The 24,803-nt window shown below is 62.1% G+C and carries 27 protein-coding genes; 17 read left to right on the top strand and 10 right to left on the bottom strand.

What is annotated here, in order from left to right; all coding sequences use genetic code 11:
- Positions 1-22: 22 nt before the first annotated feature.
- The 6 genes from DWY95_RS02765 to DWY95_RS02740 form a co-directional block, all read right to left on the bottom strand.
- On the bottom strand, positions 23-631 hold the full coding sequence (locus DWY95_RS02765) for an Rnf-Nqr domain containing protein (RefSeq protein WP_118552143.1): 609 nt from the start codon (positions 629-631) through the stop codon (positions 23-25).
- Positions 628-1,353 carry an Rnf-Nqr domain containing protein gene (locus DWY95_RS02760; RefSeq protein ID WP_097792964.1) on the bottom strand — a complete coding sequence of 242 codons (726 nt, stop codon included), beginning with the start codon at positions 1,351-1,353 and terminating at the stop codon, positions 628-630. Before DWY95_RS02760 ends, DWY95_RS02765 begins: the two co-directional genes overlap by 4 nt.
- Entirely contained in the window at positions 1,350-2,354 is a 1,005-nt protein-coding gene (locus DWY95_RS02755; protein WP_118552141.1) for an RnfABCDGE type electron transport complex subunit D, read from the bottom strand. The genes DWY95_RS02760 and DWY95_RS02755 overlap by 4 nt, the downstream gene beginning before the upstream one ends.
- Before the next feature lie 13 nt (positions 2,355-2,367).
- Positions 2,368-3,018, bottom strand: coding sequence for a ribulose-phosphate 3-epimerase (gene rpe, locus DWY95_RS02750; protein WP_118552139.1), 651 nt, complete (start codon positions 3,016-3,018; stop codon positions 2,368-2,370).
- A 242-nt stretch (positions 3,019-3,260) separates the two neighbouring features.
- The gene (locus DWY95_RS02745) at positions 3,261-4,775 is read right to left on the bottom strand and encodes a sensor histidine kinase (protein WP_118552137.1); all 1,515 of its coding nucleotides are present in this window, start codon (positions 4,773-4,775) and stop codon (positions 3,261-3,263) included.
- Positions 4,775-5,473 carry a response regulator transcription factor gene (locus DWY95_RS02740; RefSeq protein WP_097792968.1) on the bottom strand — a complete coding sequence of 233 codons (699 nt, stop codon included), beginning with the start codon at positions 5,471-5,473 and terminating at the stop codon, positions 4,775-4,777. Before DWY95_RS02740 ends, DWY95_RS02745 begins: the two co-directional genes overlap by 1 nt.
- Positions 5,474-5,708: 235 nt before the next feature.
- Here DWY95_RS02740 and ruvC point away from each other — a divergent pair, with 235 nt between their 5' ends.
- The 11 genes from ruvC (at position 5,709) to DWY95_RS02685 (ending at position 16,765) form a co-directional block, all read left to right on the top strand.
- The gene (ruvC, locus tag DWY95_RS02735) at positions 5,709-6,221 is read left to right on the top strand and encodes a crossover junction endodeoxyribonuclease RuvC (protein ID WP_118552135.1); all 513 of its coding nucleotides are present in this window, start codon (positions 5,709-5,711) and stop codon (positions 6,219-6,221) included.
- Between the two features lie 114 nt (positions 6,222-6,335).
- The gene (ruvA, locus tag DWY95_RS02730) at positions 6,336-6,947 is read left to right on the top strand and encodes a Holliday junction branch migration protein RuvA (RefSeq protein WP_097792971.1); all 612 of its coding nucleotides are present in this window, start codon (positions 6,336-6,338) and stop codon (positions 6,945-6,947) included.
- A gap of 3 nt (positions 6,948-6,950) precedes the next feature.
- Complete coding sequence (ruvB, locus tag DWY95_RS02725) at positions 6,951-8,006, top strand: Holliday junction branch migration DNA helicase RuvB (RefSeq protein ID WP_097792972.1); 1,056 nt, start codon at positions 6,951-6,953, stop codon at positions 8,004-8,006.
- A gap of 18 nt (positions 8,007-8,024) precedes the next feature.
- Positions 8,025-8,900, top strand: coding sequence for a class I SAM-dependent methyltransferase (locus DWY95_RS02720; RefSeq protein ID WP_118552133.1), 876 nt, complete (start codon positions 8,025-8,027; stop codon positions 8,898-8,900).
- Between the two features lie 96 nt (positions 8,901-8,996).
- Positions 8,997-9,836, top strand: a complete 840-nt coding sequence (locus DWY95_RS02715) for an energy-coupling factor transporter ATPase (RefSeq protein WP_118552131.1) — start codon at positions 8,997-8,999, stop codon at positions 9,834-9,836.
- A 15-nt stretch (positions 9,837-9,851) separates the two neighbouring features.
- The gene (locus DWY95_RS02710; protein WP_097792975.1) at positions 9,852-10,772 is read left to right on the top strand and encodes an energy-coupling factor transporter ATPase; all 921 of its coding nucleotides are present in this window, start codon (positions 9,852-9,854) and stop codon (positions 10,770-10,772) included.
- Complete coding sequence (locus DWY95_RS02705; protein WP_118552129.1) at positions 10,766-11,581, top strand: energy-coupling factor transporter transmembrane component T; 816 nt, start codon at positions 10,766-10,768, stop codon at positions 11,579-11,581. Before DWY95_RS02710 ends, DWY95_RS02705 begins: the two co-directional genes overlap by 7 nt.
- 122 nt (positions 11,582-11,703) lie before the next feature.
- Positions 11,704-12,468 carry a tRNA pseudouridine(38-40) synthase TruA gene (truA, locus tag DWY95_RS02700; RefSeq protein ID WP_118552127.1) on the top strand — a complete coding sequence of 255 codons (765 nt, stop codon included), beginning with the start codon at positions 11,704-11,706 and terminating at the stop codon, positions 12,466-12,468.
- Positions 12,461-13,666 (top strand): DUF5711 family protein, encoded by a 1,206-nt coding sequence (locus DWY95_RS02695; RefSeq protein WP_118552125.1) that lies wholly within the window; start codon positions 12,461-12,463, stop codon positions 13,664-13,666. The genes truA and DWY95_RS02695 overlap by 8 nt, the downstream gene beginning before the upstream one ends.
- Positions 13,667-13,737: 71 nt before the next feature.
- Complete coding sequence (locus DWY95_RS02690; protein WP_118552123.1) at positions 13,738-14,433, top strand: hypothetical protein; 696 nt, start codon at positions 13,738-13,740, stop codon at positions 14,431-14,433.
- Between the two features lie 25 nt (positions 14,434-14,458).
- Positions 14,459-16,765 carry an ATP-dependent Clp protease ATP-binding subunit gene (locus tag DWY95_RS02685; protein WP_118552121.1) on the top strand — a complete coding sequence of 769 codons (2,307 nt, stop codon included), beginning with the start codon at positions 14,459-14,461 and terminating at the stop codon, positions 16,763-16,765.
- Between the two features lie 69 nt (positions 16,766-16,834).
- Here DWY95_RS02685 and DWY95_RS17510 read toward each other — a convergent pair whose 3' ends face one another.
- Complete coding sequence (locus tag DWY95_RS17510) at positions 16,835-16,963, bottom strand: hypothetical protein (protein WP_255535529.1); 129 nt, start codon at positions 16,961-16,963, stop codon at positions 16,835-16,837.
- A 326-nt stretch (positions 16,964-17,289) separates the two neighbouring features.
- Between DWY95_RS17510 and rsxC the strand changes: the two genes are divergently transcribed.
- From rsxC to DWY95_RS02655, 6 genes are read left to right on the top strand one after another with little or no spacing between them, the layout of a single operon-like run.
- On the top strand, positions 17,290-18,612 hold the full coding sequence (rsxC, locus tag DWY95_RS02680) for an electron transport complex subunit RsxC (RefSeq protein WP_097792981.1): 1,323 nt from the start codon (positions 17,290-17,292) through the stop codon (positions 18,610-18,612).
- Complete coding sequence (locus DWY95_RS02675; RefSeq protein WP_118552119.1) at positions 18,612-19,571, top strand: RnfABCDGE type electron transport complex subunit D; 960 nt, start codon at positions 18,612-18,614, stop codon at positions 19,569-19,571. Before rsxC ends, DWY95_RS02675 begins: the two co-directional genes overlap by 1 nt.
- Complete coding sequence (locus DWY95_RS02670; protein WP_118552117.1) at positions 19,568-20,116, top strand: FMN-binding protein; 549 nt, start codon at positions 19,568-19,570, stop codon at positions 20,114-20,116. Before DWY95_RS02675 ends, DWY95_RS02670 begins: the two co-directional genes overlap by 4 nt.
- Before the next feature lie 16 nt (positions 20,117-20,132).
- Positions 20,133-20,798, top strand: a complete 666-nt coding sequence (locus DWY95_RS02665; RefSeq protein ID WP_118552115.1) for an electron transport complex subunit E — start codon at positions 20,133-20,135, stop codon at positions 20,796-20,798.
- A 1-nt stretch (position 20,799) separates the two neighbouring features.
- Positions 20,800-21,432 (top strand): Rnf-Nqr domain containing protein, encoded by a 633-nt coding sequence (locus tag DWY95_RS02660; protein WP_097792985.1) that lies wholly within the window; start codon positions 20,800-20,802, stop codon positions 21,430-21,432.
- Positions 21,433-21,448: 16 nt separating this feature from the next.
- A complete protein-coding gene (locus DWY95_RS02655; protein WP_118552113.1) occupies positions 21,449-22,312 on the top strand; it encodes an RnfABCDGE type electron transport complex subunit B in 864 nt (287 codons plus the stop codon).
- Positions 22,313-22,405: 93 nt separating this feature from the next.
- Here DWY95_RS02655 and nifU read toward each other — a convergent pair whose 3' ends face one another.
- The 3 genes from nifU to DWY95_RS02640 all read right to left on the bottom strand — a co-directional run bounded on the left by nifU (position 22,406) and on the right by DWY95_RS02640 (position 24,634).
- On the bottom strand, positions 22,406-22,849 hold the full coding sequence (gene nifU / locus DWY95_RS02650) for a Fe-S cluster assembly scaffold protein NifU (protein ID WP_118552111.1): 444 nt from the start codon (positions 22,847-22,849) through the stop codon (positions 22,406-22,408).
- A 2-nt stretch (positions 22,850-22,851) separates the two neighbouring features.
- Positions 22,852-24,069 (bottom strand): cysteine desulfurase family protein, encoded by a 1,218-nt coding sequence (locus DWY95_RS02645; RefSeq protein ID WP_118552109.1) that lies wholly within the window; start codon positions 24,067-24,069, stop codon positions 22,852-22,854.
- A gap of 130 nt (positions 24,070-24,199) precedes the next feature.
- Positions 24,200-24,634: a hypothetical protein gene (locus tag DWY95_RS02640; protein ID WP_118552107.1), complete on the bottom strand. Its 435-nt coding sequence runs from the start codon at positions 24,632-24,634 to the stop codon at positions 24,200-24,202.
- Positions 24,635-24,803: the final 169 nt, after the last annotated feature.

Genomic DNA, 24,803 nt, shown 5'->3' with positions numbered 1-24,803 from the left:
AACCACCCTCCCTTGGGGTCTTTTACAAGATCACAGAATGGCCGGTAAAGCCATAGATGGCCAGTGCCAGCACCCCGATGTAGATCAGCGTGACGGGCAGGCCGCGGAATGCCTCCGGGATGGCCCGGCTGCGCAGACGGTTCTGTGCTTCCGTCACCAGCATGACGGCCAGCAGATAGCCCAGGCCGCTGCCCAGGCCGAAGCCGAGGGATTGTTCCAGCGTGAAGCTCTGGGTGCGCTCGACCAGCACCGTGCCCAGCACACCGCTGTTGACGGCGGCTATGGGCAGGATGCGGATGAGCTGGCCGCTGCGGGGGCCTTTTGCCAGCTTGAGGACCAGCAGCTCAAACAGGCAGACCGCCGCGATGCAGGTCAGATACATCACCGGGCGCAGCTGGGCGCGGTTGGGCAGCGGGGCAATGAAGCTGCCCGCAAAATAGACCAGCGGAGCCACCAGCACCTGCGTGATGCAGAGCATCAGGGCAAACCACCAGCTGCTCGTCCGCTCGTCGCCGACGAGTTGGACCAGCCGGGACACGCCCAGGCTGCGGGTAAAGACGGCGTTCTGGGCAAAGATGGCCAGAACGGCATAGCTGAAGAAGACGCCTACCAGGTGCAGCACGTCGCTCATTGTTCTGCCTCCTTCCGGTTCTCCTGCGGATGCACGGCCAGATAGCCGCGCGCCTCATTTTTCAGGTATTTCTGCCGCTTGCGGGCCAGTGCGCGCCAGATGGCGCACACCACGCCCAGCACGATGAAGCCGCCCGCCGGCATCCCGGCCATGGGCAGGACGGAGCGGCTGAGCGGGATGCCGAACACGCTGCCGAGGGCCAGCCACTCGCGCACACAGCCCAACAGCAGCAGGATCAGCGCATAGCCCAGCGTGATGCGCAGACCTTTGGAAACAGCCTTGTGCATCGTTTCCTGCACACGGCCGAAGCGGTAGGTCAGCAGCGGCTCCACCACCAGCAGAGGCAGGTAGATGCCCAGCACCAGCAGATCGGTGCCGAAGAGGGCGTTCAGGATGGGATACACCGCCAGATACACCACGGCGGCGCTGCCGCTGTAGACAAAGGCGCGGGGCAGCAGCTTCTTTTCCAGCTCTTCGGGGGCCGGGCGCTCGTCCCGCAGGGGGCACAGACGGCTGAGCAGGCAGGCCAACATCCGCGAGGGCGTCAGCAACAGGGCCACGGCCACCGCCAGCATCACGGCGTTTCTGCCGCTGGTGGCCAGCACCACCAGCGGGGCCAGGCCCATGCCCTGCATGACGACCGGGTTGTTTTTGAAGACGCGGTCATGGTGTGCGAACTTTTCGGGGTCGCGGGTGATCATTTCTGCAACGTGACGTTTCATTCCGCATCCTCCTTCCAGCCCAGCAGACGGTACAGGCGGGTCTCGGTGCGGTCCAGCCAGCCGGAAATGCTGTTGACCGTGAGCAGTGCAAAGCAGACCCCCGTATCGTAGACGCCAAAGTAGCGGAAGCCCATGGTCGCGGCACCCACCAGCACACCGTACAAAATGCGGCCGATGCGGTGATGGGCACAGGTATAGGGCTCGTTCAGCAGGAAGACTGCGCTGAACAGCATCGCGCCGGTCAGCAGCTCATCCCGCACACACTGCAAACGGGGGAGCAGACTGGCCACAAAGGAAGTGTCCAGCAGGCCCACCTGCCGGGGGAACAGAAACGCGATGAGAGCGCTCGTCACCAGAAAGCTGACGGCGGCGCTCAGGCGGGTATCCTTCTGATACCACAGGAACAGCCCGCAGGCCAGAATGACCAGCGCCGCACCGGTGCCCATGGGGGCAGCATACTCGCCCAGCACCAGCGAGATCGGGCTGAGGTTCAGGATGCCGCCGCTGCGCAGGGTCCGGGAGATGGTATCCGACACCGGCACACCCGACGCATCCCACAGGGGGATGGCAGTATACGGCTGGGGGTACTGGAACACCTGTTCCGGCCAGGACACCGCCGCGATGACGTAGCCCACCGCCGCCGGGTGGAACGGGTAGCTGCCGTAGCCGCCAAAGACTTCCTTGCCGATGAAGACACCGGCCAGGACCGCCGCAATGAGGACGTACCAATCCACCGTGGCGGGCATGAGCAGCGCGATGAGGAGCGCGAAGCTCTCGCTGGAAAAATCGTTGGACTGGTAGACGCGCCGGCGCAGCAGTGAGACCAGACGGTCGCACAGATTGCCGGTGAGCACCGCCGCGCCGCAGAGCAGCAGCGGCCGCAGCCCGTAGAAGTAGCAGGACATGCACAGCAGCGGGACGGCCATCCAGCAGACATGCCGGTAGTAGCGGCCCGTCCGGGTCAGTTCCCGCTGCTGCGCCCGGATCAAAGTTTCATCCATGGCTCAGCACCTCTCACAGCGCAGCCAGACGGCGCACAGCCGCCGCCGGGTCTGCCGCACCAAAGACGGCACTGCCCGCCACCAGAATATCCGCGCCGGCCTCCACGCAGAGCGGGGCCGTGGCGTCGTCCACGCCGCCGTCCACTTCCAGCAGGAAGTGGGCGCTCCGTCTGGCCCGCTCTTCGCGCAGCCAGCGCAGCTTTTCCAGCGCCGAGGGCATGAACTTCTGCCCGCCGAAGCCCGGCTCCACGCTCATGACCAGAACGAGATCCAGCTGGTCCAGATACGGGGCCAGCGCCTCCGGGGCCGTGCCCGGCTTGATGGTCAGGCCGACCTTGCACCCCTGCGCCTTGATGGCGTCGATGGTCTGCTGGATGTCGTCCTCACATTCCAGATGGAAATTCTGCAGCGTGGCCCCCGCCTTTGCAAACGGCTCGGCATAAGCCAGCGGGTGGCTGATCATCAGGTGCACATCGTAGAACGCCGCGGGCATCCCCTTGTGCAGGCTCTTCAGCACCGGCACACCAAAGCTGATGTTGGGCACGAAATGGCCGTCCATCACATCGTAGTGCAGCATCTGCGCCCCGGCGTCCAGCACCATCTGGCAGTCTGCGCCCAGCTTCGTGAAATCGGCTGAAAGGATCGAAGGACTTACAATCGTCATGTTCGTTTGTACTCTCCGTTATTTTTTCAAAAAGTTTTGCCATGCGTCCTGTTTTTGTGCTCCGTACAGGGACAGAATTCAGGGTAGACATAGCTATTCTTAGTTTACATGAAAACGCAGAAAAAATCAAATCCGCAGCCGTGTTTTTCACGGAAAAGTCGCAAAAATCCCTTTTGCGGCCCCCATCATGCAAAAAACAGCCAAGCCGTTCCACGCTACGGAACAGCCTGGCTGTGCAGGATTCAGTTGACCGGCTTCATGCTGGCGGGGTCTTCCACCGGCACCGGACGGCCCGATTCGTCGGGCAGGCGCTTGATCTCGCCGGGGTTGGGCGGGCAGGTGGGCAGGGTGAACACGAACCGGCACCACTCGCCCTGCTGGCTCTCGACCCGGATCTGGCCGCCGGACAGATTGACCAGCACCTTGCAGATGTTCAGGCCCAGGCCTGCGCCGCGGGCGTGGAGGCCGCGGGAGCGGTCTTCCTTATAAAAGCGCTGGAACACATAGGGCAGCGCCTCCGGGCTGATGCCCTGGCCGGAGTTCCAGATGGAGACCTCCACCTCCGGGCCCAGCTTCTCGACGTGGAACCGGATGGTCCCGCCCGCCGGGGTGAACTTGATGGCATTGTCCAGAAGGTTGTACGCCACCTGATGAATGAGGTCGGGGTCGGCATAGACCAGAACTTTTTCGTCCATGGTCAGCCCCTCCAGCTCGATCATGCCGTCGTTGATCCGCTGTTCCGCCGAGAGCGCCACGCCGGTCAGGGTCTCCCAGATGTTGAACATCCGGGCGTTCACCTGATACTCGCCGCTTTCCAGCTTGGACAGGTCCAGCATGTTCTGGATGAGCCGGGCCAGACGGCCGGTCTCCTCGCTGACCAGCTGCAAATAATGGTTCTGCATGTCGGGCGGGATGGTGCCGTCCAGAATGCCGTCGATGAAGCCCTTGATGGTGGTCATCGGGGTGCGCAGCTCGTGGGCGATGTTGCCCATGAACTGGCCGCGCGAATTGTCGTTGGACTGGATGTTTTCGGCCATCTGGTTGAAGGTGTGGGCCAGGTCCACGACCTCGCCTTCGCCCTCGACCCCCTCGACGCGGACCGAGAGATCTCCTCCGCCGAACCGCTGCGCGGCCTCGGTGATCTTTTGCAGCGGGTCGGTGAGCCGCCGCATCAGGACGCTTGTCAGCACACTGGCGCAGAGCAGCATGATGCAGGCCGAGAAGAAGAAGTTCGACCAGAACTCATCCTTGAAATCGGTCAGCCGTGCACCGGACGAGCACAGGAAGAGATAGCCGCTGCAAGCGCCGTCGTCGTCCATCATTTTCCGCACGGAAACGTAGCTTTTTTCGGTCAGGACGCCATCCAGCGTGCTCAGGACATGGTAGGGCTTCTCATCCCCCACCCTGGCCATCAGGGCTTGCGGCACGGTATCCTCCGCCAGCTGCGCCGGGTTGGAGGTGATGAGGACATGGCCGTCCTCATCGGTCAGGAACAGATAGGCCTCGGCGCTCTCGCCGATGATCTCCAGCTTGGTGCTCAGCGCGTCCAGTTCCTCGCCCTTGGGCAGGGCCGCCTGCTGGACTACGTAGTCCGCCGCCCGCCGGGTGACCTCGGCCACGCTGTCTAGCGCTTCGTACCGCTCCTGTGCAAAGTAGCGGTTGAACAGGACCCACTCCGAGCAGCCCATCACCGCCGTTCCCAGCACCAGAAGGGTCGCCACCACCGAAAAGAAGGTGACGGAAATACTTTTGCGCATTACTGACGCACCTCGAACTTATAGCCCACGCCCCAGACGGTCTTGAGCTCCCACTTGTCGGAGGCGCCGGCCAGTTTCTCGCGCAGGCGCTTGACATGGACGTCGATGGTGCGGCTGTCGCCGTAGTATTCAAAGCCCCACACCTCGTCCAGCAGCTGGTCGCGGGTGTAGACGCGGTTCGGGTGGGAGGCCAGGCAGTTGAGCAGCTCCAGCTCCTTGGGGGGAGCCTCCACCACCTTGCCCTTGACCCGCAGCTCATAGCTGTTCATATCCAGGCGGAGGTTGTCGAACTCGATGACGCCCTCGGTGCTCTCGGCCGCCGCCGTGCTGGTCTGGCAGCGGCGCAGCACCGCCTTGATGCGGGCCACGACTTCTTTTGCATCAAAGGGCTTGACCATGTAGTCGTCCGCGCCCAGTTCCAGGCCCAGCACCTTGTCAAAGGTCTCGCCCTTGGCCGTGAGCATCATCACCGGCGTGTTGCCCAGCTTGCGGATGCGGCGGCAGACTTCCAGACCGTCCATCCTGGGCATCATCACATCCAGCAGGACCATGTCCGGCTTGACCTGATTGAACTTTTCCAGACCTTCCTCGCCGTCGTTGGCGATGGTGACCTGATAGCCCTCCTTGGTCAGATAGAGCCGCAGCAGCTCGCAGATATTGACGTCGTCATCCACGACAAGGATCTTTTCGTTTGCCATGAGTGTTCCTCCTGTATCCATGTAGCGTTCTTAAAAATCGTCCCACAGCCTGGGACGGGTGTTTTCAAAGAGTCCCTATCTTCTATTATACGGAACAGTTATGACAAAATAAAGAAGGTTTTGTATGATTTTTGGGATTTGGGTGGAGGTTTCCGCAAACTGGTTGTGTTCTCCGTTGCTCTGGCCCATGGATTGTGGTATAATGGATTGATTATAATAGGAAAGGTATCGCAGAATGAGAGTTTTGGGCATCGACCCTGGGTATGCCATCGTGGGATGGGGCGTTGTGGACTATGCAGGCAACCGGTTTGCGCCGGTGGATTTCGGCGCGGTGTGCACCGATGCCGGGGTGCCGTTCGAGCGGCGGCTGGATGAGGTGTATGTCGGCATCCGGGAGGTCATCGAGCGGACACAGCCGGAGGTGCTGGCCATCGAAAAGCTGTTCTACCAGCACAACCAGACCACCGTCATCGGCGTGGCCGAGGCGCGCGGCGTCATCCTGCTGGCGGCGGCGCAGGCAGGCCTGCCCATCTACGAGTACACCCCCATGCAGGTGAAACAGGCCGTCACCGGCTACGGCAAGGCCGTGAAGAAACAGGTGCAGGAGATGACCCGCATCCTGCTGCATCTGCCTGCGATCCCCAAGCCGGACGATACCGCCGATGCTCTGGCGATGGCCATCACGTTCTGCCACACCAACGGCAACCAGCTCAACCGGTTCCGCCGCCAGGGCGTGGGGCCGATCTGAAGCGGAAGCTTTTAGAATGAGGGCAGCGCACTGCATTTGCCGGGCCTGCCCGACCTGCCAAAGGCTCCTCTGACAGGGGAGCTGGCAGCGCGAATGCGCTGACTGAGAGGTTTTATGATTTACTGTCTGACTGGAAAGATCATCAAAAAGACGCTGAACGCCGTAGTGCTCAGCTGCGGCGGCGTGGGCTACTTTGCCCAGTGCCCGGCCAGCGTGGCCGGTGCGCTGCCCGGTGTGGGGAAGGACGCCACCATCTACACCGTGATGAGCGTGACCGAGAACGACGTCAGCCTGTACGGCTTCGCCACCGAGGAGCAGCAGGCCTGCTTCGAGATGCTGACGGCGGTGTCGGGCGTCGGCCCCAAGGTCGGCCTTGCCATCCTGAGCGTCATGGAGCCGGACCGGGTGGCGCTGGCCATCTCGGCGGGCGACCACAAGGCCTTCAAGGCCGCGTCCGGCGTCGGCCCCAAGCTGGCCCAGCGCATCGTGCTGGAACTGAAGGACAAGGTGGCCAAGGGCTTCGTGGAGGGCATCAACCTGGAAGATGTAGCCGGTGCTGCGGCCGACACGCCCGCCGCTCAGGGGGCCGGGCAGGCCATTGCGGCGCTGGTGTCGCTGGGCTACAGCCAGAGCGAAGCCGCTCTGGCCGTCTCCAAGATCGACGGCACCTTGCCCGTGGAAGAGATCATCAAGCTGGCCCTGCGGGGCATGGCAGGCAGGAGGTAATCCATGCAGGACGAAACCGCGCTCTATGGCGCAAAAATGATGCAGCCGGGCCTGACCACGGCGGACAACGAGGAAAACAGCCTCCGTCCTCAGCATCTGGAAGACTACATCGGTCAGGACAAGGTCAAACAGAACCTGAAGATCTATCTGGAAGCGGCCAAGCGCCGCGGCGAGCCGATGGATCACATCCTGCTCTACGGCCCGCCGGGCCTGGGCAAAACGACGCTGGCGGGCATCATCGCCAACGAGATGGGGGTCCAGATCCGCATCACGAGCGGCCCCGCCATCGAGAAGCCCGGCGATCTGGCTGCCCTGCTGACCAACCTGCAGGAGGGCGACGTGCTCTTCATCGACGAGATCCACCGCCTGTCCCGGCAGGTGGAAGAGGTGCTCTATCCGGCGCTGGAAGACTATGCGCTGGACATCATGATCGGCAAGGGCCCCAGCGCCCAGAGCATCCGCATCAACCTGCCCCGCTTCACGCTGGTGGGTGCCACCACCCGTGCGGGCCAGATCACCGGCCCCCTGCGGGACCGCTTCGGTGTGCTGCTCAAGCTGGAGCTGTACAGCCCTGACGAGCTGAGCCGCATCATCCAGCGCTCAGCGGGCATCCTGGATCAACCCATCACCCCGGAGGGCGCCTACGAGCTGGCCAAGTGCAGCCGGGGCACGCCCCGTGTGGCGAACCGCTTCCTCAAGCGCGTCCGCGACTTCGCCACCGTGCTGGGCGACGGCATCATCGACCGGGATGTTTCCCTGATGAGCCTCAAACGGATGGACGTGGATGCGCTGGGTCTGGATGAGCTGGACCGCAGCCTGCTCCGCGCCATCATTGAGATGTACAACGGCGGCCCGGTGGGTCTGGAAACGCTGGCGGCAGCGCTCGGCGAAGAGGCCGTCACGCTGGAAGACCTCTGTGAGCCCTATCTGATGCAGATGGGGTTCCTGACCCGCACACCGCGCGGCCGCTGCGCCACCCGGCTCGCCTACGAACACCTTGGCCTGAAGGCCCCGGAGAGTGCCTCCCCGGAGGACAACGGCCAGCAGAGCCTGTTTTAAGAGGAAAGGAGGACGCTTATGCGCCCCGCAGATACATGGAAAGATTATGAGCTGCTGGATGCCACCGGCGGCAACCGTCTGGAGCGCTGGGGCGAGACGCTGCTCGTCCGCCCCGACCCGCAGGTGGTCTGGAAGACGCCGCAGAAAAGCCCGCTCTGGGCCAAGGCGGATGCCATCTACCACCGCTCCAATCAGGGCGGCGGCGAGTGGGAGTACCGCCGCCGTCTGCCCGAAAAGTGGAAGATCTCCTGCGGCGAAGGGGAGGACAAGCTGACCCTCATCGTCAGCCCCACCGGATTCAAGCACACGGGCGTGTTCCCGGAGCAGGCCGTCAACTGGGCCTGGTATGCGAAGAAGATCCGCGCGGCGGGCCGGCCCATCAAAGTGCTGAACCTGTTCGGCTACACCGGCGGCGCTACGCTGGCCTGTGCGGCGGCGGGGGCCACCGTCTGCCATGTGGATGCCTCCAAGGGCATCGTGGCCTGGGGCAAGGACAACGCCGCCGCCAGCGGCCTGGCCGACAAACCCATCCGCTGGCTGGTGGACGACTGCGCCAAGTTCGTCGCCCGCGAGAAGCGGCGCGGCAACACCTACGACGGCATCATTATGGACCCGCCGAGCTATGGCCGCGGCCCCGGCGGCGAGATCTGGAAGCTGGAAGACTGCATCTACGACCTCGTCAGCCAGTGCGAAGAAGTGCTGAGCGACAAGCCGCTCTTCTTTGCCGTCAACAGCTACACCACCGGCCTGTCGCCCGCCGTCATGGAGTATATGCTCCACACGACGCTGGTGCCCCGCTTTGGCGGCAAGACCAGCTGCGATGAGATCGGCCTGCCGGTCTCGGCCACCGGCGGCGTCGTGCCCTGCGGCGCGACCGCGATCTGGGAAGAATAAAAGGTTGTACGAAGACTCACCTTTTTGCAAAAAAGACATCGTATAGAATGGGGTACAGCCTTTTGAGAAGGCGCACCACCGGAAAGAGAAACACAAATGGAAGAAACGATCCTGACAGCGAACGCGCTGAAATTCCGCTACGACCCGGAGCAGCCGGTCTACGCCCTGAACGGCGTGTCGGTGGGGGTCCAGCGCGGCGAGTTCGTGGCCGTTCTGGGTGCGAACGGCTGCGGCAAATCCACCCTCGCAAAGCACTTCAATGCCATCCTCCTGCCCGAAAGCGGCACCGTGCTGGTGGAGGGGATGGACACCAGAGACGAAGAGAAGATCTATGACATCCGCCAGAAGGTAGGCATGGTGTTCCAGAGCCCGGACAACCAGATCGTGGCCACCGTGGTGGAAGAAGACGTTGCCTTTGCGCTGGAGAACCTCGGCGTCCCTCCCGAAGAGATGCGCCGCCGCGTGGATGACGCCATGAAGATGGCGGGCATCTACGAGTACCGCGAGCGCGCCCCGCACAATCTTTCCGGCGGCCAGAAACAGCGCGTCGCCATTGCGGGCGTCGTCGCCATGCGGCCCGACTGCCTCATCCTCGACGAAGCCACCGCCATGCTGGACCCGCGCGGCCGCGAGCAGGTGATGCAGACCATCCACCGCCTGAACAAGGATCTGGGCATCACGGTCGTCGCCATCACCCATTATATGGAAGAGGCCGCGCAGGCCGACCGCGTCCTGGTCATGAGCCAGGGCCATGTGGTGATGGAGGGCACCCCGAAAGAGGTGTTCAGCCAGACCGAGAAGGTCCGCGCCCTGCGGCTGGATGTGCCCCAGGCGGCGGAACTGCGGGACGAGCTGGTCAAGGCCGGCATCCCCATGCCGGAAGGCATCATCGACACCGGCGAATGCGCACAGGCTCTCTATGAGCTGCTGCAGTAAAGGAGGGCGGACGCAATGGGAAGCATCATCAAAGTCGAACATCTGAGCTATGTGTATAACCCCGGCATGCCCAACGCCGTCACCGCGCTGGACGATGTGAGCTTCGAGGTGGAAGAGGGCGATTTCGTCGGCATCATCGGTGCCACCGGTTCCGGCAAGAGCACCCTCATCACCCACATGAACGGCCTGAACAAGCCCACCAGCGGCAAGATCTTCATCGATGGCCGCGACCTGTGGGCCGAGCCGGAAAAGATCCGGGACTTCCGGTTCCTGACGGGGCTGGTGTTCCAGTATCCGGAATATCAGCTCTTTGAGGAGACCTGCTACAAAGACATCGCCTTCGGCCCCAAGAACATGGGGCTGGACGAGGCCGAGATCGACCGCCGCGTCCACGAGGCCGCCAGCTTTGTCGGCCTGGACGAGGCCCTGCTGGAGCGCAGCCCCTTTGAGCTGTCCGGTGGCCAGAAGCGCCGCGTGGCGGTGGCGGGCGTCATGGCCATGAAGCCCCGCATCCTCGTGTTGGACGAGCCTGCCGCCGGTCTGGACCCCGAAGGCCGGGACGAGATCCTGTCCGAAGTCAAGAACTACCACAAGAAGACCGGCACCACCGTGCTGCTGGTCTCCCACAGCATGGAGGACATCGCCAAGTACGCCGACCGGGTGCTGGTCATGTCCAACAAGAAGATCGCGATGTACGACACCGTGGAGCAGGTCTTCGCCCGTGCGCCGGAGCTGCTCGCACTGGGGCTGTCGGTGCCGCAGGTGACGAAGATCTTCCTCAAGCTGCGGGAGATGGGCGTGGATGTCCCGGCGGACGTGTACACCGTGCCCTATGCTGTCAAGATGATCCTGGAAGCCAAACAGCGGCGGGATGCGGGTGAGAGCCTCGTCCTGCCCCGTGAGCAGAGCCGGAAAGGGGGCGTGTCCGAATGCTGAGAGACATCACCATCGGCCAGCATTTTCCGGGCAGCAGCCTGGTACACAGATTTGACCCCCGGCTCAAGCTGGTGCTGACCATCGCTTATATCATCCTGCTGTTCGCAGCGTCCAACCCGCTGGGTCTGACGCTGTCCATCCTCTTCCTCGTGGCGATGTATGCCGTGGCGAAGATCCCCTTCAAGCTGATCTTGAAGAGCCTGAAGCCCATCCTGCCCATCATCCTCTTTACGGCTGTGCTGAACCTCTTCTTCGTCTCCGGCGAGGGCGACCCGCTGGTGCAGTTCTGGATCTTCAAGATCTACGCCGAGGGCGTCCGCTACGCCGTGCTGATGGCCGTCCGCGTCATGGCCCTCATCGCAGGCACCAGCCTGCTGACCTACACCACCAGCCCCATCGTGCTGACGGATGCCATCGAGCAGCTGCTCAAGCCGCTGGGCAGGCTGCACTTCCCGGTGCACGAGCTTGCCATGATGATGAGCATCGCCCTCCGCTTCATCCCGACCCTCATCGAGGAGACGGATAAGATCATGAACGCCCAGAAGGCCCGTGGTGCCATGCTGGACAGCGGCACCATGACCGAGCGGATCAAGGCGCTGGTGCCGGTGCTCATCCCGCTGTTCATCTCGGCGTTCCGCCGTGCCGACGAGCTGGCCATGGCCATGGAGTGCCGCTGCTACCGCGGCGGCGATGGCCGCACCCGCCTGAAGGTGCTGCGCTGCACCCGGCAGGATTACATCGACCTTGCCGTCTGCATCGTCTGCTTTGCGCTCATCCTGTCCTCGCGGCTGGTGTTCCCGAATTTCTAACCACTCCCTCAGTCTGCGTTGCAGACTGCTCCCTCTGGGAGGGAGCCTGAATGCGCGACGGTCGGCAAAGTCTCCCTCAACGAGGGAGGTGGCATCGCGCAGCGATGACGGAAGGAGTATCTATGAATTTTTTACTCACTTTAGCCTACGACGGCACGAATTACTGCGGATTTCAGGTGCAGCCCAATGGGCGGAGCGTGGCCCAGACGTTTCAGGACGGTCTGGAAGCTGTGCTGGGCACCCGGCCCGACATCAAGGGCTGCAGCCGCACCGACGCAGGGGTCCATGCGCTGGGCTTTGCACTGAACTTCCACGCCGACACCCGCATCCCGCCGGAAAAGCTGCCGCTGGCGCTCAACCAGCATCTGCCGCCGGATATCCGGGTGTTGTCGGCCCGCATCGTGCCGGAGGATTTCCACGCCCGGTATGCCGCTCACACCAAGACCTACCTTTACCGCATCCACAACAGCCCCATCGACTCGCCTTTCGACGCGAAGTACTACACCCGCGTCCCCCGGCGGCTGGATGAGACCAGGATGCAGCAGGCGGCGCAGAAGTTTGTGGGAACGCACGATTTTCTCGCCCTCTGTGCGGCGGGCAGCTCGGCAGCAGCCCACGGCGACACCGTCCGCACCATTACGGATTGCAGCGTTGTGCGAAACGGCGACGACCTGGAGATCACCGTGACGGCAGACGGCTACTTATATAATATGGTGCGCATCCTGGCGGGGACCCTGTGCGAGGCCGGTGCCGGGCGGCTGGACCCGGACGCCGTGCCGGGCATCCTGGCCAGCCGGGACCGCAGCCTGGCCGGGCCGACCCTGCCCGCGCAGGGCTTGTTCCTGAAATGCGTAGATTACAAGGGAGAGGGCGAAGCGAATGCGTAAGATTTCCCGCGGCCGTTCGGAAAACGACGAGCCGCTCTCGGCGGGGCGTGTCGAATATCTGGAGCAGGCCCGCCAGCGGGTGCGCACCCGGCGCATCCGGCGGACGGCCGTCCTGCTGGTGCTGCTGACGGCGGTGGTGCTGTTTGCCACCGGCGTGGTGGGCAGCTCGGTGACGATGGCAAAGGACTTCATCGACACGGCCCGCATCGCGCTGCTGCCCGGTTCCGGCTGGCCGCAGCAGACCGGCGTTTCCGAGGTAACGCAAGTGGAGCCGCTGACCGGCAGCTTTGTGGAGCTGGGCAAGGAGAGTTGCGTCGTCTACTCCCGCAGCGGCAAAAAGCTGAACAGCATCCAGAGCGGCTACGCCCGCCCGGCTCTGGCCGCAGGCCGGAACCGCTTTGTGCTCTACAACCGGTCCGGCAATGAGCTGCGGGTGGAGAGCCGCACTCAGAATCTCTATACCAAACAGATGGAAAACAGCATCTTCCTCTGCGCGGTAGCCGACAACGGCAATCTGGCCGTGGTCACAGAGGACATCAGCGCCATGGCGAAGCTGCTGGTCTACAACGCCAACATGGAAGAAGTGCTGCGCTGGAGCATGAGCTCCAACGACGGCACCCCGCTGCGGATGGCCTTCTCGCCCGACAGCCGGAAGCTGGCGGCGGCCGCCGTTACAGCCAGCGGCGGCCAGATGATGACGAACCTTTACCTCATCAATCTGGCATCGGGGGACCCTGTGAGCATCGCGAACCAGAGCGGTGTGCCCCAGTGGCTGGGCTGGACCTCGGCGTCCACCCTCCTGGCCGTGTACGACACCCGCGTCGTGCTCTACAACGCCGGCGGCGGCGAGCGCGCAGCCTACGAGTTCGCCGGGAACACCCTGAAGGACGTCTCGGTGGATGCAGCGGGCAATATCGCCCTGCTGCTGGGGTCCGGCCAGCTGCATCAGGCCGTGCTGCTGGACAAGAACCTGAACGTCCAGTTCAGCGGCTCGGTGGCATCGGCCAACGCCATCGTCCGGGCGGGCAGCCTGTTCTATCTGCTGTCCGACAGCGGGGTGGAGTGCTGCACTGTCTCCGGGGAGCGGCAGTGGAGCCAGACCCTTGCGGCCAAGCCCCAGGCACTTCTGGCCGACGCCAAGGAGCTGCTGCTGTTCAGCGGCAATACGGCACAGGTGCTGGAGCCGCCGCAGGAGTAAGGGCTTTGGAGCGAGGGGAGAATGCGATTTGATTGGCACTCTGCGGCAGAAAGTAACAAGGATCATGTTGTATGTTCAAGAATCCGTCATTTATTTTTGATATCCTATGTACGGTGGTCTGGCTCGTTCTGGCCATCCGCTACGCCCGCAAGGGCTTTCTGGCGGGGGTCGTGCAGCTGACGGGCAACCTCATCAGCCTGTTCGGAGCCCGGCAGTTTTCCGGCTGGGCCGCCGGGCAGGTGTTCGAGCGGTTCTTTGCCGGCAGCTTCCGGGACCAGATCGCCGCCAGCATCTCGGCAGAAGGGGCTGTCAGCCTCTCCGGCATCGCGGCCCGGTACGCGGGATTTCTGCCGGAGAGCTTCCGGGCTTCCATCGTGGAGGCCTGCGAGCGCTCCATCTCCGCCGTGCTCAACGACAACGCCGTCCTTCTGGCCGACGTCATCGTCCAGAAGGTGCTGGCCCCGCTGCTGACGCCGGTGATCTCGCTGGTGCTGTTCTTCGTGGCATTCGCCCTGCTGCGGATGCTCGTCAGCCTGCTGGTCACGGTGCTGGGGCTGGTGAACAAGCTGCCCGTCATCGGCACCGTCAACCGCGGGCTGGGCTATACGGTGGGCGCACTGGCCAGCCTGGTGGACATCTATCTGGTGCTCTGCGTGGTCTGGGCCATCATCGTCATTACCGGCGGCAATCTCACGGTGCTCAACGACACTGTGATGAGCAGCAGCCTTTACTATAAAGCATTCAATTTGTTCAACCCGTTCCTGTAAACGGGTGGGACCTGAAGGAGGAACTATGGTCTGCATTCGATGCCAAAAGCGTCCGGCCATCATCTTCGTCCAGCGGATGGAGAACGGCCAGATGAAAAACGAGGGGTACTGCCTGCATTGTGCCCGCGAGCTGCACATCAAGCCGGTGGAGGATCTGATGAAGCAGTTCGGCATGTCGGACGAGGACATGGACAACATGGAAGACCGGATGGAAAACATGATGCAGGAGCTGGGCGACGGCTCCGGCAATCCGTTCTCCATGATGATGAACATGGGGCAGCCGCAGAGCGGTGAGGATGGGGACGAAGACCTCATGCCCGGCTCCAGTGCAACGTTCCCGCTGAGCATGAACGGCGGGGAGCAGGACGCCCCCAAGGGGGACAAAAAGCCCGGCAAGAGCGGCAAAAAGCCGCCCCGCCGCAAATTTCTGGACACCTACTGCGAGAACTTGACCCGCAAGGCGCGGGAGGGCCGGCTGGACGACATCATCGGCCGCGACCGTGAGATCTACCGCACCATCCAGATCCTGAGCCGCCGCCAGAAGAACAACCCCTGCCTCATCGGCGAAGCCGGTGTCGGCAAGACCGCCATCGCGGAGGGCATCGCCGAGCGCATCGCCAGAGGCGAGGTGCCCGCCGGGCTGAAGGATAAGGAGATCTACCTGCTGGACCTGACCAGCCTTGTGGCAGGCACGCAGTTCCGCGGCCAGTTCGAGCAGCGGGTCAAAGGCCTGCTGAGCGAAGTCAAGGCCGCCGGAAACGTCATTTTGTTCATCGACGAGATCCACACCATCACCTCGGCCGGTGAGAGCGAGGGTGCCATGAACGCGGGCAACATCCTGAAGCCGGCCCTCTCCCGCGGCGAGATCCAGGTCATCGGTGCCACGACCTTCAACGAGTACCGCAAGTATATCGAGAAGGACCAGGCCTTGGAGCGCCGCTTCCAGCCCGTGCGGGTGGAGGAGCCCAGCGTCTCCGATACGCTGGCCGTGATGAACGGCATCAAGCACTACTACGAGGAGCACCACCATGTGCAGGTGCCCGCCGATGTGCTGAGCGCAGCCGTCACCCTGAGCGAACGGTACATCACCGACCGCTACCTGCCCGATAAGGCCATCGACCTGCTGGACGAGGCCTGCGCCTGCTGCAATCTGGCCCACCCGGTCATCTCGGAGTACCTCGAAATGCAGAAGGAGCTGGACGCCCTCCGGCAGGAAGAAGCCGAGATGGAGAACGCCGATGTCAACGAACCCATCGACTATGAGCGGGTGGCCGAACGGAAGACCCGGATGGCCCAGCTGGAGAGCGAGCTGCCCGCAAAGCAGGCCGCTGCCAGCGCGATCCAGGTGACCATGGACGATGTGGCCAAGGTCATCGAGCTGTGGACCGGCATCCCCGCCGTGAAGATCCGGGAGACCGAGTACGCCAAGCTCGCCAGCCTGGAAAGCGAACTGAAAAAGAAGATCATCGGGCAGGACGAGGCCGTCCATCTGGTGGCACAGGCCGTCAAGCGCAGCCGCGCCGACCTGTCCGGCCGCCGCCGCCCCGCCAGCTTCATCTTTGTCGGCCCCACCGGTGTCGGCAAGACCGAGCTGGTCAAGCAGCTGGCCAGCCAGCTCTTCGACGGGCCGGACCCGCTCATCCGCCTCGATATGAGCGAATATATGGAAAAATATGCGGTGTCCCGCATGATCGGTTCGCCTCCGGGCTATGTCGGCTACGAGGAGGCCGGTCAGCTGACCGAAAAGGTCCGCCGCCGCCCTTACAGCGTCGTGCTGTTCGATGAGATCGAAAAGGCCCACCCCGACGTCATGAACATCCTGCTCCAGATCCTGGACGAAGGCAAGATCAACGACGCCCAGGGCCGGACGGTCGATTTCTCCAACACCGTCATCTGCATGACCTCCAACGCGGGCAGCAGCGACCAGTCCACCGCCGGTCTGGGCTTCAACAAGAGCCAGGACCAGCTCAGCGAGGAAAAGAGCCGCAAGGCCCTGAGCCAGTTCCTCCGCCCGGAATTTCTGGGCCGCGTGGACGAGGTCATCACCTTCAGACCGCTGGGGCAGGAGACGCTGGAAGGTATCGCTGCCCTCATGCTGGATGAATACAAGCCCAGCATGGAGGCCAAGGGCATCCGGTACAGCTACACCCCGGCAGCCCTCCATGCGCTGGTCGTCAAAAGCCAGGGCGGCAAATTCGGTGCGCGCGACCTGCGCCGCGTCATCCGCAAGGCCGTGGAGGACCCCGCCGCCGAGAAGATCATCGACGGCACCCTCGTTTCGGGCAGCAGCCTGACCGTGGACGCCGAGAACAACGAGATCGTTCTGCGATAAGCGTATAAGATGAAACAGCCGCCGTGCAGTTTTTCACTGCACGGCGGCTGTTGTTGTTTGATCGGCGGCTCAGTCGTGCTCGCCGGTATAGATCTGGATATAACGGGGAGCATGTTTTTCCTGCACAAAGAGCAATGCGCAGGTCAGCGCGGCAGCTAAGAACGTGAACACAGCAAGCAGAGCTTTGAGAACTTTCATCGTTTGATCCTCCTTGGCGGGTATGGCATCCGTGGAGCAAGACCAGCTCCACAGAAGTTATTATAGGTAGTATATCATATTCGATGCCGAAACGCAAACGTCCGTATTTTGGAAGAACGTTACAAAAATGTCAAGGGTTAGTCTTGCCTAATTAGCAAAATCGGCAAAGAAAATTCAGGAATTTGCATCATTTTGGCTCAGTTGTCGTTGAACTTCGGGATGCAACATGATACAATAAACGTGTCAAGCAGCTGCCGTCCCTGGCCCCCGTGCGCCCGCACGAAAGCCGGGGAAGGCAATTCAAGCAGAATGGGGGATTTAATTCCATGTTGAACAAGCTGAAACGTGCGGCGCTTGGCGCGCATACGCCGCATGACAAAGCAACTGCTGCAAGCAAACCAGTCCCGATGCCTCTGCCCGCGCAGGTACGCATCCTGATGAGCCAGCACATCGGCGCCCCGGCGAAAGCCCTGGTCAAAAAGGGCGACGAAGTGTTTGTCGGCACCAAGATCGGTGAAGCAGGCGGTTTTGTCTCTGCAAATATCCACTCCAGTGTTTCCGGCACCGTGGCTGCCGTGGAACCGTTCCGTCTGTCCAACGGCCGGATGTGCGACTCCGTCGTCATCAAGACCGATGGCAAGCAGACCGTTGACCCCGCCGTCAAGGCCCCGGAAGTGACCGATAAGGCCAGCTTCCTGGCAGCCGTGCGTGAGTGCGGCCTGGTCGGTCTGGGCGGCGCAGGCTTCCCGACCGACGTCAAGCTCCAGCCCAAGCCTCCGGTGGATACCCTGCTCATCAACGCTTCCGAGTGCGAAGTGTGGCTGACCAGCGATACGCAGGAGATGCTGAACTGCAGCGATGATATCATCCGCGGCATCGAGGCCGTGTTGAAGTACGTCGGCATCCCGAAGTGCGTCATCGGCATCGAGAACAACAAGCCGGAGTGCATCGACCTGCTGTGCCAGAAGACCAAGGACAAGCCTGCGATCGAGGTCAAGCCGCTGCCCAGCGTCTACGGCACCGGTGCCGAGCTGATCCTGATCGAGAAGTGCCTGGGCCGCGAGGTCCCGCACGGCGGTCTGCCCGCCGATGCAGGTGCCATCGTCATGAACGTGACCAGCGTCTCCACCCTGGGCAAGTATCTGGCGACCGGTATGCCGGTGGTCAGCCGCTGCATCACCGTGGACGGCGATGCCTGCGCAAAGCCCCAGAACCTGATCGTCCCCGTGGGCACTGCCTATGAGGATGTGCTGAACGCTGCCGGTGTCAAGGGCGGCGTCAAGCTGGGCAAGGTGGTCGCCGGCGGTGCCATGATGGGCCCCGCTGTCGAGAACCTGAGCTACCCCACCACCAAGACCACCTCCGGCCTCATCATGCTGAGCGACACCGCTGCACAGCCTGCACCGGTCTCTCCCTGCATCCGCTGCGGCCGCTGCGTCGAGTATTGCCCGATGGGTCTGGAGCCGGTGGAAGTCAATCAGGCTTACGCCGCCCGCGATGTTCAGGAGCTGGGCAAGCTGCATGTGGATTACTGCTTCAACTGCGGCTCCTGCTCGTTCGTCTGCCCGGCAAAGCGTCCCTGCACCCAGATGATGGGTCTGGCAAAGGCGTTCTACCTTGGTGAAATCAAAAAAGGAGGCAATAAGTAATGGATACTCGGCTTATTGTTTCGGCCTCCCCGCACCTGCGCTCGGAGGAGACGACCACCAGCCTGATGGCCAACGTGATCGTCGCCCTGACCCCCTGCGTGGTCGCCTCTGCAATCATTTTCGGCTGGCGTGCCCTGCTGGTCACGGCGGTGTCCGTCGTGGCCTGTGTGGCCTTTGAGTGGCTGTACTGCAAGCTGCTCAAGAAGCCCAACCCCATCGGCGACCTGTCCGCAGTCGTCACCGGCATGATCCTGGCGATGAACGTGCCCGTCGGCATGCCTCTGGGCCAGCTCATCGTTGGTGACCTGGTGGCCATCGTGGTGGTCAAGCAGCTGTTCGGCGGCATCGGCATGAACTTTGCCAACCCCGCACTGGTCGGCCGTATCGTGCTGTTCATCAGCTTTGCCGGTTCGATGAACAAGTGGGTCTACCCCGACGCAGCGGTGGACCAGCTGTCCAGCGCGACCCCGCTGGCCGTGGCAGATACCTCCAAGCTGAGCCTGCTGGACCTGTTCATGGGTGTGCACGGCGGTGTTCTGGGTGAGACCTGCGCTCTGGCCATCGTGCTGGGCCTGATCTATCTGGTGGCCACCAAGACCATCAGCATCGCCATCCCCGCTTCTTACATCGGCAGCATGTTCGTCTTCTACCTCATCTCCACGGGCAGCCTGCACGGCGCTCTGGTCGGCATCCTGTCCGGCGGCCTGATGTTCGGTGCCGTCTTCATGGCGACCGACTATGTCACCAGCCCCTTCACCCTGAAGGGCAAGCTGATCTACGGCCTGTGCCTGGGCATCGTCACCTTCGCCATCCGTCAGTGGGGCAGCTACGCCGAGGGCGTTTCCTTCGCTCTGCTGTTCATGAACCTGTGGGTCCCCTTCATCAACGACTGGACCCGTCAGACTCCTTATGGCTATGTCAAGCCTGCCAAGAAAGCAAAGGAGGGTGCTGGCAAATGAGTAAGAATTCTACCTGGGAGAGCACCGTCAAGCCGGTCGTCGTCCTGAGCGTCATCGCTCTGATCGTCAGCCTGCTGCTTGCACTGGTGAACTCCTTTACGGCTCCCATCATTGAGGAGCACCTGAAGGCTGCGACTCTGGCAGCCTATGTGGATGTCATGCCCACCGTTTCCAGCGCATCCGACCTGGACGAGGTGACCGACTTCAGCACCGAGAACGTGACGGGCGTGGTCAAGGCCACCGATGGCAGCATCGCCATCAAGGCAGAGGAAAAGGGCTTCGACGGCGGCATCCTGTCCGTCATCATGGGCTTTGATACCAATGGCACCGTCACCGGCATCTGGGTGGACGCTTCGACCCAGACCAAGGGCATCGGCAGCAATGTCGCAACGGACAGCTTCCTGGCGCAGTTCGACGGCATGGACGGCACCCAGAACATCACCCTGGGCCAGGGCTACGACGCTTACAGCGGCGCTACGATCTCTTCCAAGGCTCTGTTTGCTGCCATCAATGACTGCATCAACTGCTACAATGAGCTGGCATAAAGGAGGTTGGTAAGAAATGGCAAACGAAAACAAGTCCAAGGTAAGCATCCTTACCAACGGCATCATCAAAGAGAACCCCGTTCTGCGTCTGGTCCTGGGCACCTGCTCGTGCCTGGCCGTTACCACGGCTGTTTCCAGCGCACTGGGCATGGGCGCGGCCTTCACCTTCGTGCTGGTCTGCTCCAACATCCTGATCTCGCTGCTGCGCAACGTGATCCCCGCAAAGGTCCATCTGCCCTGCTACATCGTCATCATCGCAGGCTTCGTGACCATCGTTCAGATGGTGATGCACGCCTACATGGAGAGCCTGTACACCGCACTGGGCGTCTTCCTGCCCCTGATCGTCGTCAACTGCATCATCCTCGGCCGTGCCGAGATGTTCGCCTGCAAGAACAGCGTGGTCGATTCCGCTCTGGACGGCATCGGCATGGGCATCGGCTACACCCTGACCGTCACCCTGATGGCCTCCATCCGTGAGATCCTGGGCAGCGGCACCTGGCTGGGCTTCACCGTCCTGCCGGAGAGCATGGCCAAGATGAGCATCATGACCCAGGCCCCCGGCGCATTCTTCTGCTACGGTGTCCTGATGGCCGGCTGCATCTGGCTGGAAGGCAAGCTGGACGCCCGCATTGAGCGCAAGAGCTGCTGTGACCTTGACAATCTGAAGAAGGAGGCGGAATAAGATGCTCGTTAAACTCGCTGCGATCTTCTTCAGCATGATCTTGGTCAACAACTACGTGCTGGTGAAGTTCTATGGCATCTGCCCGTTCCTGGGCGTTTCCAAAAAGCTGGACTCCTCGCTGGGCATGTCCGGTGCTGTTATCTTCGTCATGCTGGTGGCAACGGCTGTCACCTTCCCGCTGCAGATCTTCATTCTGGACCCCGCTGGCCTGAGCTACCTGCAGACCATCGTCTTCATCCTGGTCATCGCCGTTCTGGTCCAGTTCATCGAGATCTTCCTGAAAAAGTACGTTGTCGCTCTGTACAACTCTCTGGGCGTTTACCTGCCCCTGATCACCACCAACTGCTGCGTGCTGGCTGTCACCATCCTGGTCGTGGACGACTACGGTGCTGACGTTGCCACCCTGGGCTTTGCAGCCGCCTACGTTGAGGCTCTGGTCTGCGCTGTGGGCGCAGGCGTCGGCTTCATGCTGGCCATGGTCATGTTCAGCGGTGTGCGCAAGCGCGTGGAAGCCTGCGATCCCCCGGCACCCTTCAAGGGCCTGCCCATCACGCTGATCGCAGCGGCCATCACCAGCCTGTCCTTCATGGGCTTTGGCGGTCTGGTCGAGAACCTGTTCAACGTGACGCTGTAAAGGAGGAAACAGAACTATGAATATTGCATCGGCTGTTATCCTCTGCACCATCGTGGGCGCGGTGGGCGCGATCATTCTGGTCGCTGCCGCCAAGTTCATGGCCGTGGAGGAAGATCCCCGCATTGAAGAAGTTGCCTCCTGTCTGGCTGGCGCAAACTGCGGCGGCTGCGGCTACGCAGGCTGCGCAGACTACGCCAAGGCCGTCGTCATGGACGGCGTGGCCTGCGACAAGTGCGCACCCGGCGGCCCCAAGGCTGCTGCTGCCATCGCCAAGATCATGGGCGGTGAGGCCAGTGCGGTTGAAAAGAAGGCTGTGGTCCAGTGCCAGGGCAACTCTGAGCACTGCAAGCCCAGCTACGATTACACCGGCATCCAGAGCTGCGCTGCGGCTGCGGCTCTGTACGGCGGCCCCAAGACCTGCACCTTCGCCTGTGTCGGTCTGGGCGACTGCACCAAGGTCTGTAAGTTCGATGCCATCCACATCGTGGACGGCGTGGCAAAGGTGGACAAGGACAAGTGCACCGGCTGCGGTGCCTGCGCCAACATCTGCCCCAAGAAGGTCATCATGATCGACGCTGGCGGCCCCCGCAAGCCGGTGGTCATGTGCTCCAACCAGGACAAGGGCCCTGTTGCCATGAAGGCCTGCACCACTTCCTGCATCGCCTGCGGCATGTGTGAGCGCACCTGTAAGTTCGACGCCATCCATGTTGTGGACGGCGTGGCCCGTGTGGACTACGACAAGTGCAAGGGCTGCGGTATGTGCGCCCAGAAGTGCCCGAAGAAGATCATCCTCTTCCCGCTGAAGGACTATCCGTATCCCCTCGTGAAGCCCGCAGCACCTGCGGCTGCAAAGCCTGCTGAGGCTCCCAAGGCTGAGTAACGCAAACGTGAGAAACAACAAAAGCTGGACTGCAAACGCAGTCCAGCTTTTGTTGTTTTCTCTCTTCGCAGGCGTTTCAGGATGCAGGGTGTGTTACTTCCCGCAGCTCTCGCAATGCTCGCAGTCCTCTTCCAGCTTGCCGACGATGGGTTCCGGGTCGATGCCCTGACGGCGGTAATAGTCGGACAGAGCAGCCTTGACGGCCTGCTCGGCCAGGACCGAGCAGTGGACCTTGATGGGAGGCAGACCTTCCAGAGCTTCCACAACGGCCTTGTTGGTCAGCTTGAGGGCCTCTTCGATGGTCTTGCCCTTGATGAGGTCGGTGGCCATGCTGCTGGTGGCGATGGCGGCACCGCAGCCGAAGGTGAGGAACTTGACATCGACGATGACGTTGTTCTCGATCTTCAGGTACATGCGCATGATGTCGCCGCACTTGGGGTTGCCGACCTCGCCCACGCCGTTGGCGTCGGGGATCTCACCGACATTGTGCGGATTTGCGAAATGCTCCATGACCTTTGCACTATACATACTTGCCATTTTTACTGCTCTCCCTTCAGGCTGAACTGACGGGCCTTGTTCTGGCCCTGCAGCCACATACAACTCATTGCGCGGCGGCGGGGGATGACCTCCTCCAGCACGTCACACAGATACTCTGCTTCTTCCATGGTATTCTGCGGGCCGAACGTGAACCGCATGGAACCGTGGCCGATCTCTTCCGGCACACCGATGCTCAGCAGAACATGGCTGGGGTCCAGGCTGTCCGAGTTGCAGGCAGAACCGGTCGAAGCACAGATGTTGTGCATATCCAGGTCCAGCAGAATGGTCTCGCCCTCCAGGCCGGGGAAGCTGATGTTCACGTTGCCGGGCAGGCGGTGCTCCAGACCGCCGTTCAGGCGGGCTTCGGGGATGTTCTTCAGGATGCGGTGGATGACGTAGTCCCGCAGCTGCTGCTCGTGGGCCATCCGCTCTTCCAGATTGGCCGTGGCCATCTCCAGCGCCTTGCCCATACCGGCGATGCCGGCGACGTTCTCAGTACCGGCGCGGTGGCGGGCCTCCTGGCTGCCGCCGTCGATGAGGTTCTGGGGCCAGACGCCCTTCTTGCAGTACAGTGCGCCCATGCCCTTGGGGCCGTTGAACTTGTGAGCGCTCATGGACAGCATATCCACGCCCAGCTCCTTGACGTCCACAGGGATGGCACCCACAGCCTGCACCGCATCGGTGTGCATCCAGACGCCGTGCTTGTGGGCGATCTCCGCGATCTCCTTGATGGGCTGGATGGTGCCGATCTCGTTGTTGGCCATCATGATGCTGACCAGCGCGGTATCGGGGCGGATCGCAGCCTCGACATCCTCCGGGCGGATGTAGCCCTCGGCGGTGGGTTTGATATAGGTGACTTCAAAGCCCATGCGCTCCAGAGAAGCCATGCTGTGCATGATGGCATGGTGCTCGAAGGCGCTGGTGATGAGGTGTTTTTTATTCTGGCGCGCCTTGGTGAAGGCGGTGCCCTTCACAGCCCAGTTGTCGGCCTCTGAGCCGCAGCCGGTGAAGAAGATCTCGGCCGGGGCAGCGTTGATGGCCTTGGCCACCTGTGCGCGGCCGGTATCCACAAATTCTTTTGCTTCGTAGCCGACGCTGTAATGGCTGCTGGGGTTGCCGCAGGCGCCGCTCAGCGCCTCGGTCATCACAGCCAGCACTTCAGGAGCGCAGGCCGTGGTCGCAGCGTTGTCCAGATAGACAACTTTTTCAGAAATTTCCATAGGGATCCTGTCCTTTCCTCGGATAACATCGGGCCAGTTTTCGCCCGAATGAATACTTCGCTCTCTATTTATACCCTAGTATTCCCACTATGTCAATATGAATTGCAGAAATTCCGGAATTTTTTACAATTCAGCCTTTTCCTTTGCCGGTCAGCCTGCCCAGCAGCACCTTCCAGCGGGGATAGCCCCAGCGCTTGTCTTCCTCAAAATCATCTGCCAGCTTCCACGGAAATTTCGAGCCATCGAAGTAGAGGTTTCCGGCTTCGTCCACGCGGTCCAGTTTTTTGGGCAGATACGCCTCGTCGTAGTAGCTCTTCCGGCGGTCGGGCAGTGCCCAGTGCAGGGTGCCGTCTTCGTCCATGCCGGACGCCCAGACGCCGAACACGAAGGTCGCAGCCTCGCCGTAGCAGTGCTGCTCAAAGCGAATGGCACCGTCGTAGTAGAATTTGATGACCTCCAGCGTACCGGACTCCTTTTTGCCGTCCCGCCCCAGCGTCGGGCGGTAGTCCTGCTGATACCGGCAGCCGCAGTGGCTGCCGGCAAACTGTTTTGCCTGAAATCCCATCCTGTTGCCCTCGTTCCTGTTTTGATCGGCTTTGTCGAAAAATCGGAAAAGCGTCTGCGCCGACTGGCGCACCGCCCGATTTTTTGACAGAGCCTTCTTCTTTGGGGTCACTAGGGGCGAGCAGCCCCTAGTTCGTGCCTCCCGCGCTTCGAAAGTAGCGGGCGCTTTT

Source organism: Faecalibacterium sp. AF28-13AC, from assembly GCF_003478405.1.
Classification (GTDB): Bacteria; Bacillota; Clostridia; order Oscillospirales; family Ruminococcaceae; genus Faecalibacterium; species Faecalibacterium prausnitzii_E.
Note: the sequence above shows the minus strand (reverse complement) of the source record. Positions and strands in the feature narration are given on the sequence as shown.

Excerpts from the sequence above, each read along its gene's own strand:
- DWY95_RS02720 (WP_118552133.1), top strand. The coding sequence starts at position 8,025 with ATGCGCCCCGCAGATACATGGAAAGATTATGAGCTGCTGGATGCCACC.
- DWY95_RS02660 (WP_097792985.1), top strand. The coding sequence starts at position 20,800 with ATGCTCGTTAAACTCGCTGCGATCTTCTTCAGCATGATCTTGGTCAAC.
- ruvA (WP_097792971.1), top strand. The coding sequence starts at position 6,336 with ATGATTTACTGTCTGACTGGAAAGATCATCAAAAAGACGCTGAACGCC.
- DWY95_RS02760 (WP_097792964.1), bottom strand. The coding sequence starts at position 1,353 with ATGAAACGTCACGTTGCAGAAATGATCACCCGCGACCCCGAAAAGTTC.
- DWY95_RS02745 (WP_118552137.1), bottom strand. The coding sequence starts at position 4,775 with ATGCGCAAAAGTATTTCCGTCACCTTCTTTTCGGTGGTGGCGACCCTT.
- rpe (WP_118552139.1), bottom strand. The coding sequence starts at position 3,018 with ATGACGATTGTAAGTCCTTCGATCCTTTCAGCCGATTTCACGAAGCTG.
- DWY95_RS02740 (WP_097792968.1), bottom strand. The coding sequence starts at position 5,473 with ATGGCAAACGAAAAGATCCTTGTCGTGGATGACGACGTCAATATCTGC.
- rsxC (WP_097792981.1), top strand. The coding sequence starts at position 17,290 with ATGTTGAACAAGCTGAAACGTGCGGCGCTTGGCGCGCATACGCCGCAT.
- DWY95_RS02715 (WP_118552131.1), top strand. The coding sequence starts at position 8,997 with ATGGAAGAAACGATCCTGACAGCGAACGCGCTGAAATTCCGCTACGAC.
- DWY95_RS02755 (WP_118552141.1), bottom strand. The coding sequence starts at position 2,354 with ATGGATGAAACTTTGATCCGGGCGCAGCAGCGGGAACTGACCCGGACG.
- DWY95_RS02695 (WP_118552125.1), top strand. The coding sequence starts at position 12,461 with ATGCGTAAGATTTCCCGCGGCCGTTCGGAAAACGACGAGCCGCTCTCG.
- DWY95_RS02705 (WP_118552129.1), top strand. The coding sequence starts at position 10,766 with ATGCTGAGAGACATCACCATCGGCCAGCATTTTCCGGGCAGCAGCCTG.
- DWY95_RS17510 (WP_255535529.1), bottom strand. The coding sequence starts at position 16,963 with ATGAAAGTTCTCAAAGCTCTGCTTGCTGTGTTCACGTTCTTAGCTGCC.
- DWY95_RS02675 (WP_118552119.1), top strand. The coding sequence starts at position 18,612 with ATGGATACTCGGCTTATTGTTTCGGCCTCCCCGCACCTGCGCTCGGAG.
- DWY95_RS02665 (WP_118552115.1), top strand. The coding sequence starts at position 20,133 with ATGGCAAACGAAAACAAGTCCAAGGTAAGCATCCTTACCAACGGCATC.
- DWY95_RS02645 (WP_118552109.1), bottom strand. The coding sequence starts at position 24,069 with ATGGAAATTTCTGAAAAAGTTGTCTATCTGGACAACGCTGCGACCACG.
- DWY95_RS02685 (WP_118552121.1), top strand. The coding sequence starts at position 14,459 with ATGGTCTGCATTCGATGCCAAAAGCGTCCGGCCATCATCTTCGTCCAG.
- DWY95_RS02765 (WP_118552143.1), bottom strand. The coding sequence starts at position 631 with ATGAGCGACGTGCTGCACCTGGTAGGCGTCTTCTTCAGCTATGCCGTT.
- ruvC (WP_118552135.1), top strand. The coding sequence starts at position 5,709 with ATGAGAGTTTTGGGCATCGACCCTGGGTATGCCATCGTGGGATGGGGC.
- DWY95_RS02640 (WP_118552107.1), bottom strand. The coding sequence starts at position 24,634 with ATGGGATTTCAGGCAAAACAGTTTGCCGGCAGCCACTGCGGCTGCCGG.
- nifU (WP_118552111.1), bottom strand. The coding sequence starts at position 22,849 with ATGGCAAGTATGTATAGTGCAAAGGTCATGGAGCATTTCGCAAATCCG.
- truA (WP_118552127.1), top strand. The coding sequence starts at position 11,704 with ATGAATTTTTTACTCACTTTAGCCTACGACGGCACGAATTACTGCGGA.
- DWY95_RS02690 (WP_118552123.1), top strand. The coding sequence starts at position 13,738 with ATGTTCAAGAATCCGTCATTTATTTTTGATATCCTATGTACGGTGGTC.
- ruvB (WP_097792972.1), top strand. The coding sequence starts at position 6,951 with ATGCAGGACGAAACCGCGCTCTATGGCGCAAAAATGATGCAGCCGGGC.
- DWY95_RS02655 (WP_118552113.1), top strand. The coding sequence starts at position 21,449 with ATGAATATTGCATCGGCTGTTATCCTCTGCACCATCGTGGGCGCGGTG.
- DWY95_RS02670 (WP_118552117.1), top strand. The coding sequence starts at position 19,568 with ATGAGTAAGAATTCTACCTGGGAGAGCACCGTCAAGCCGGTCGTCGTC.
- DWY95_RS02710 (WP_097792975.1), top strand. The coding sequence starts at position 9,852 with ATGGGAAGCATCATCAAAGTCGAACATCTGAGCTATGTGTATAACCCC.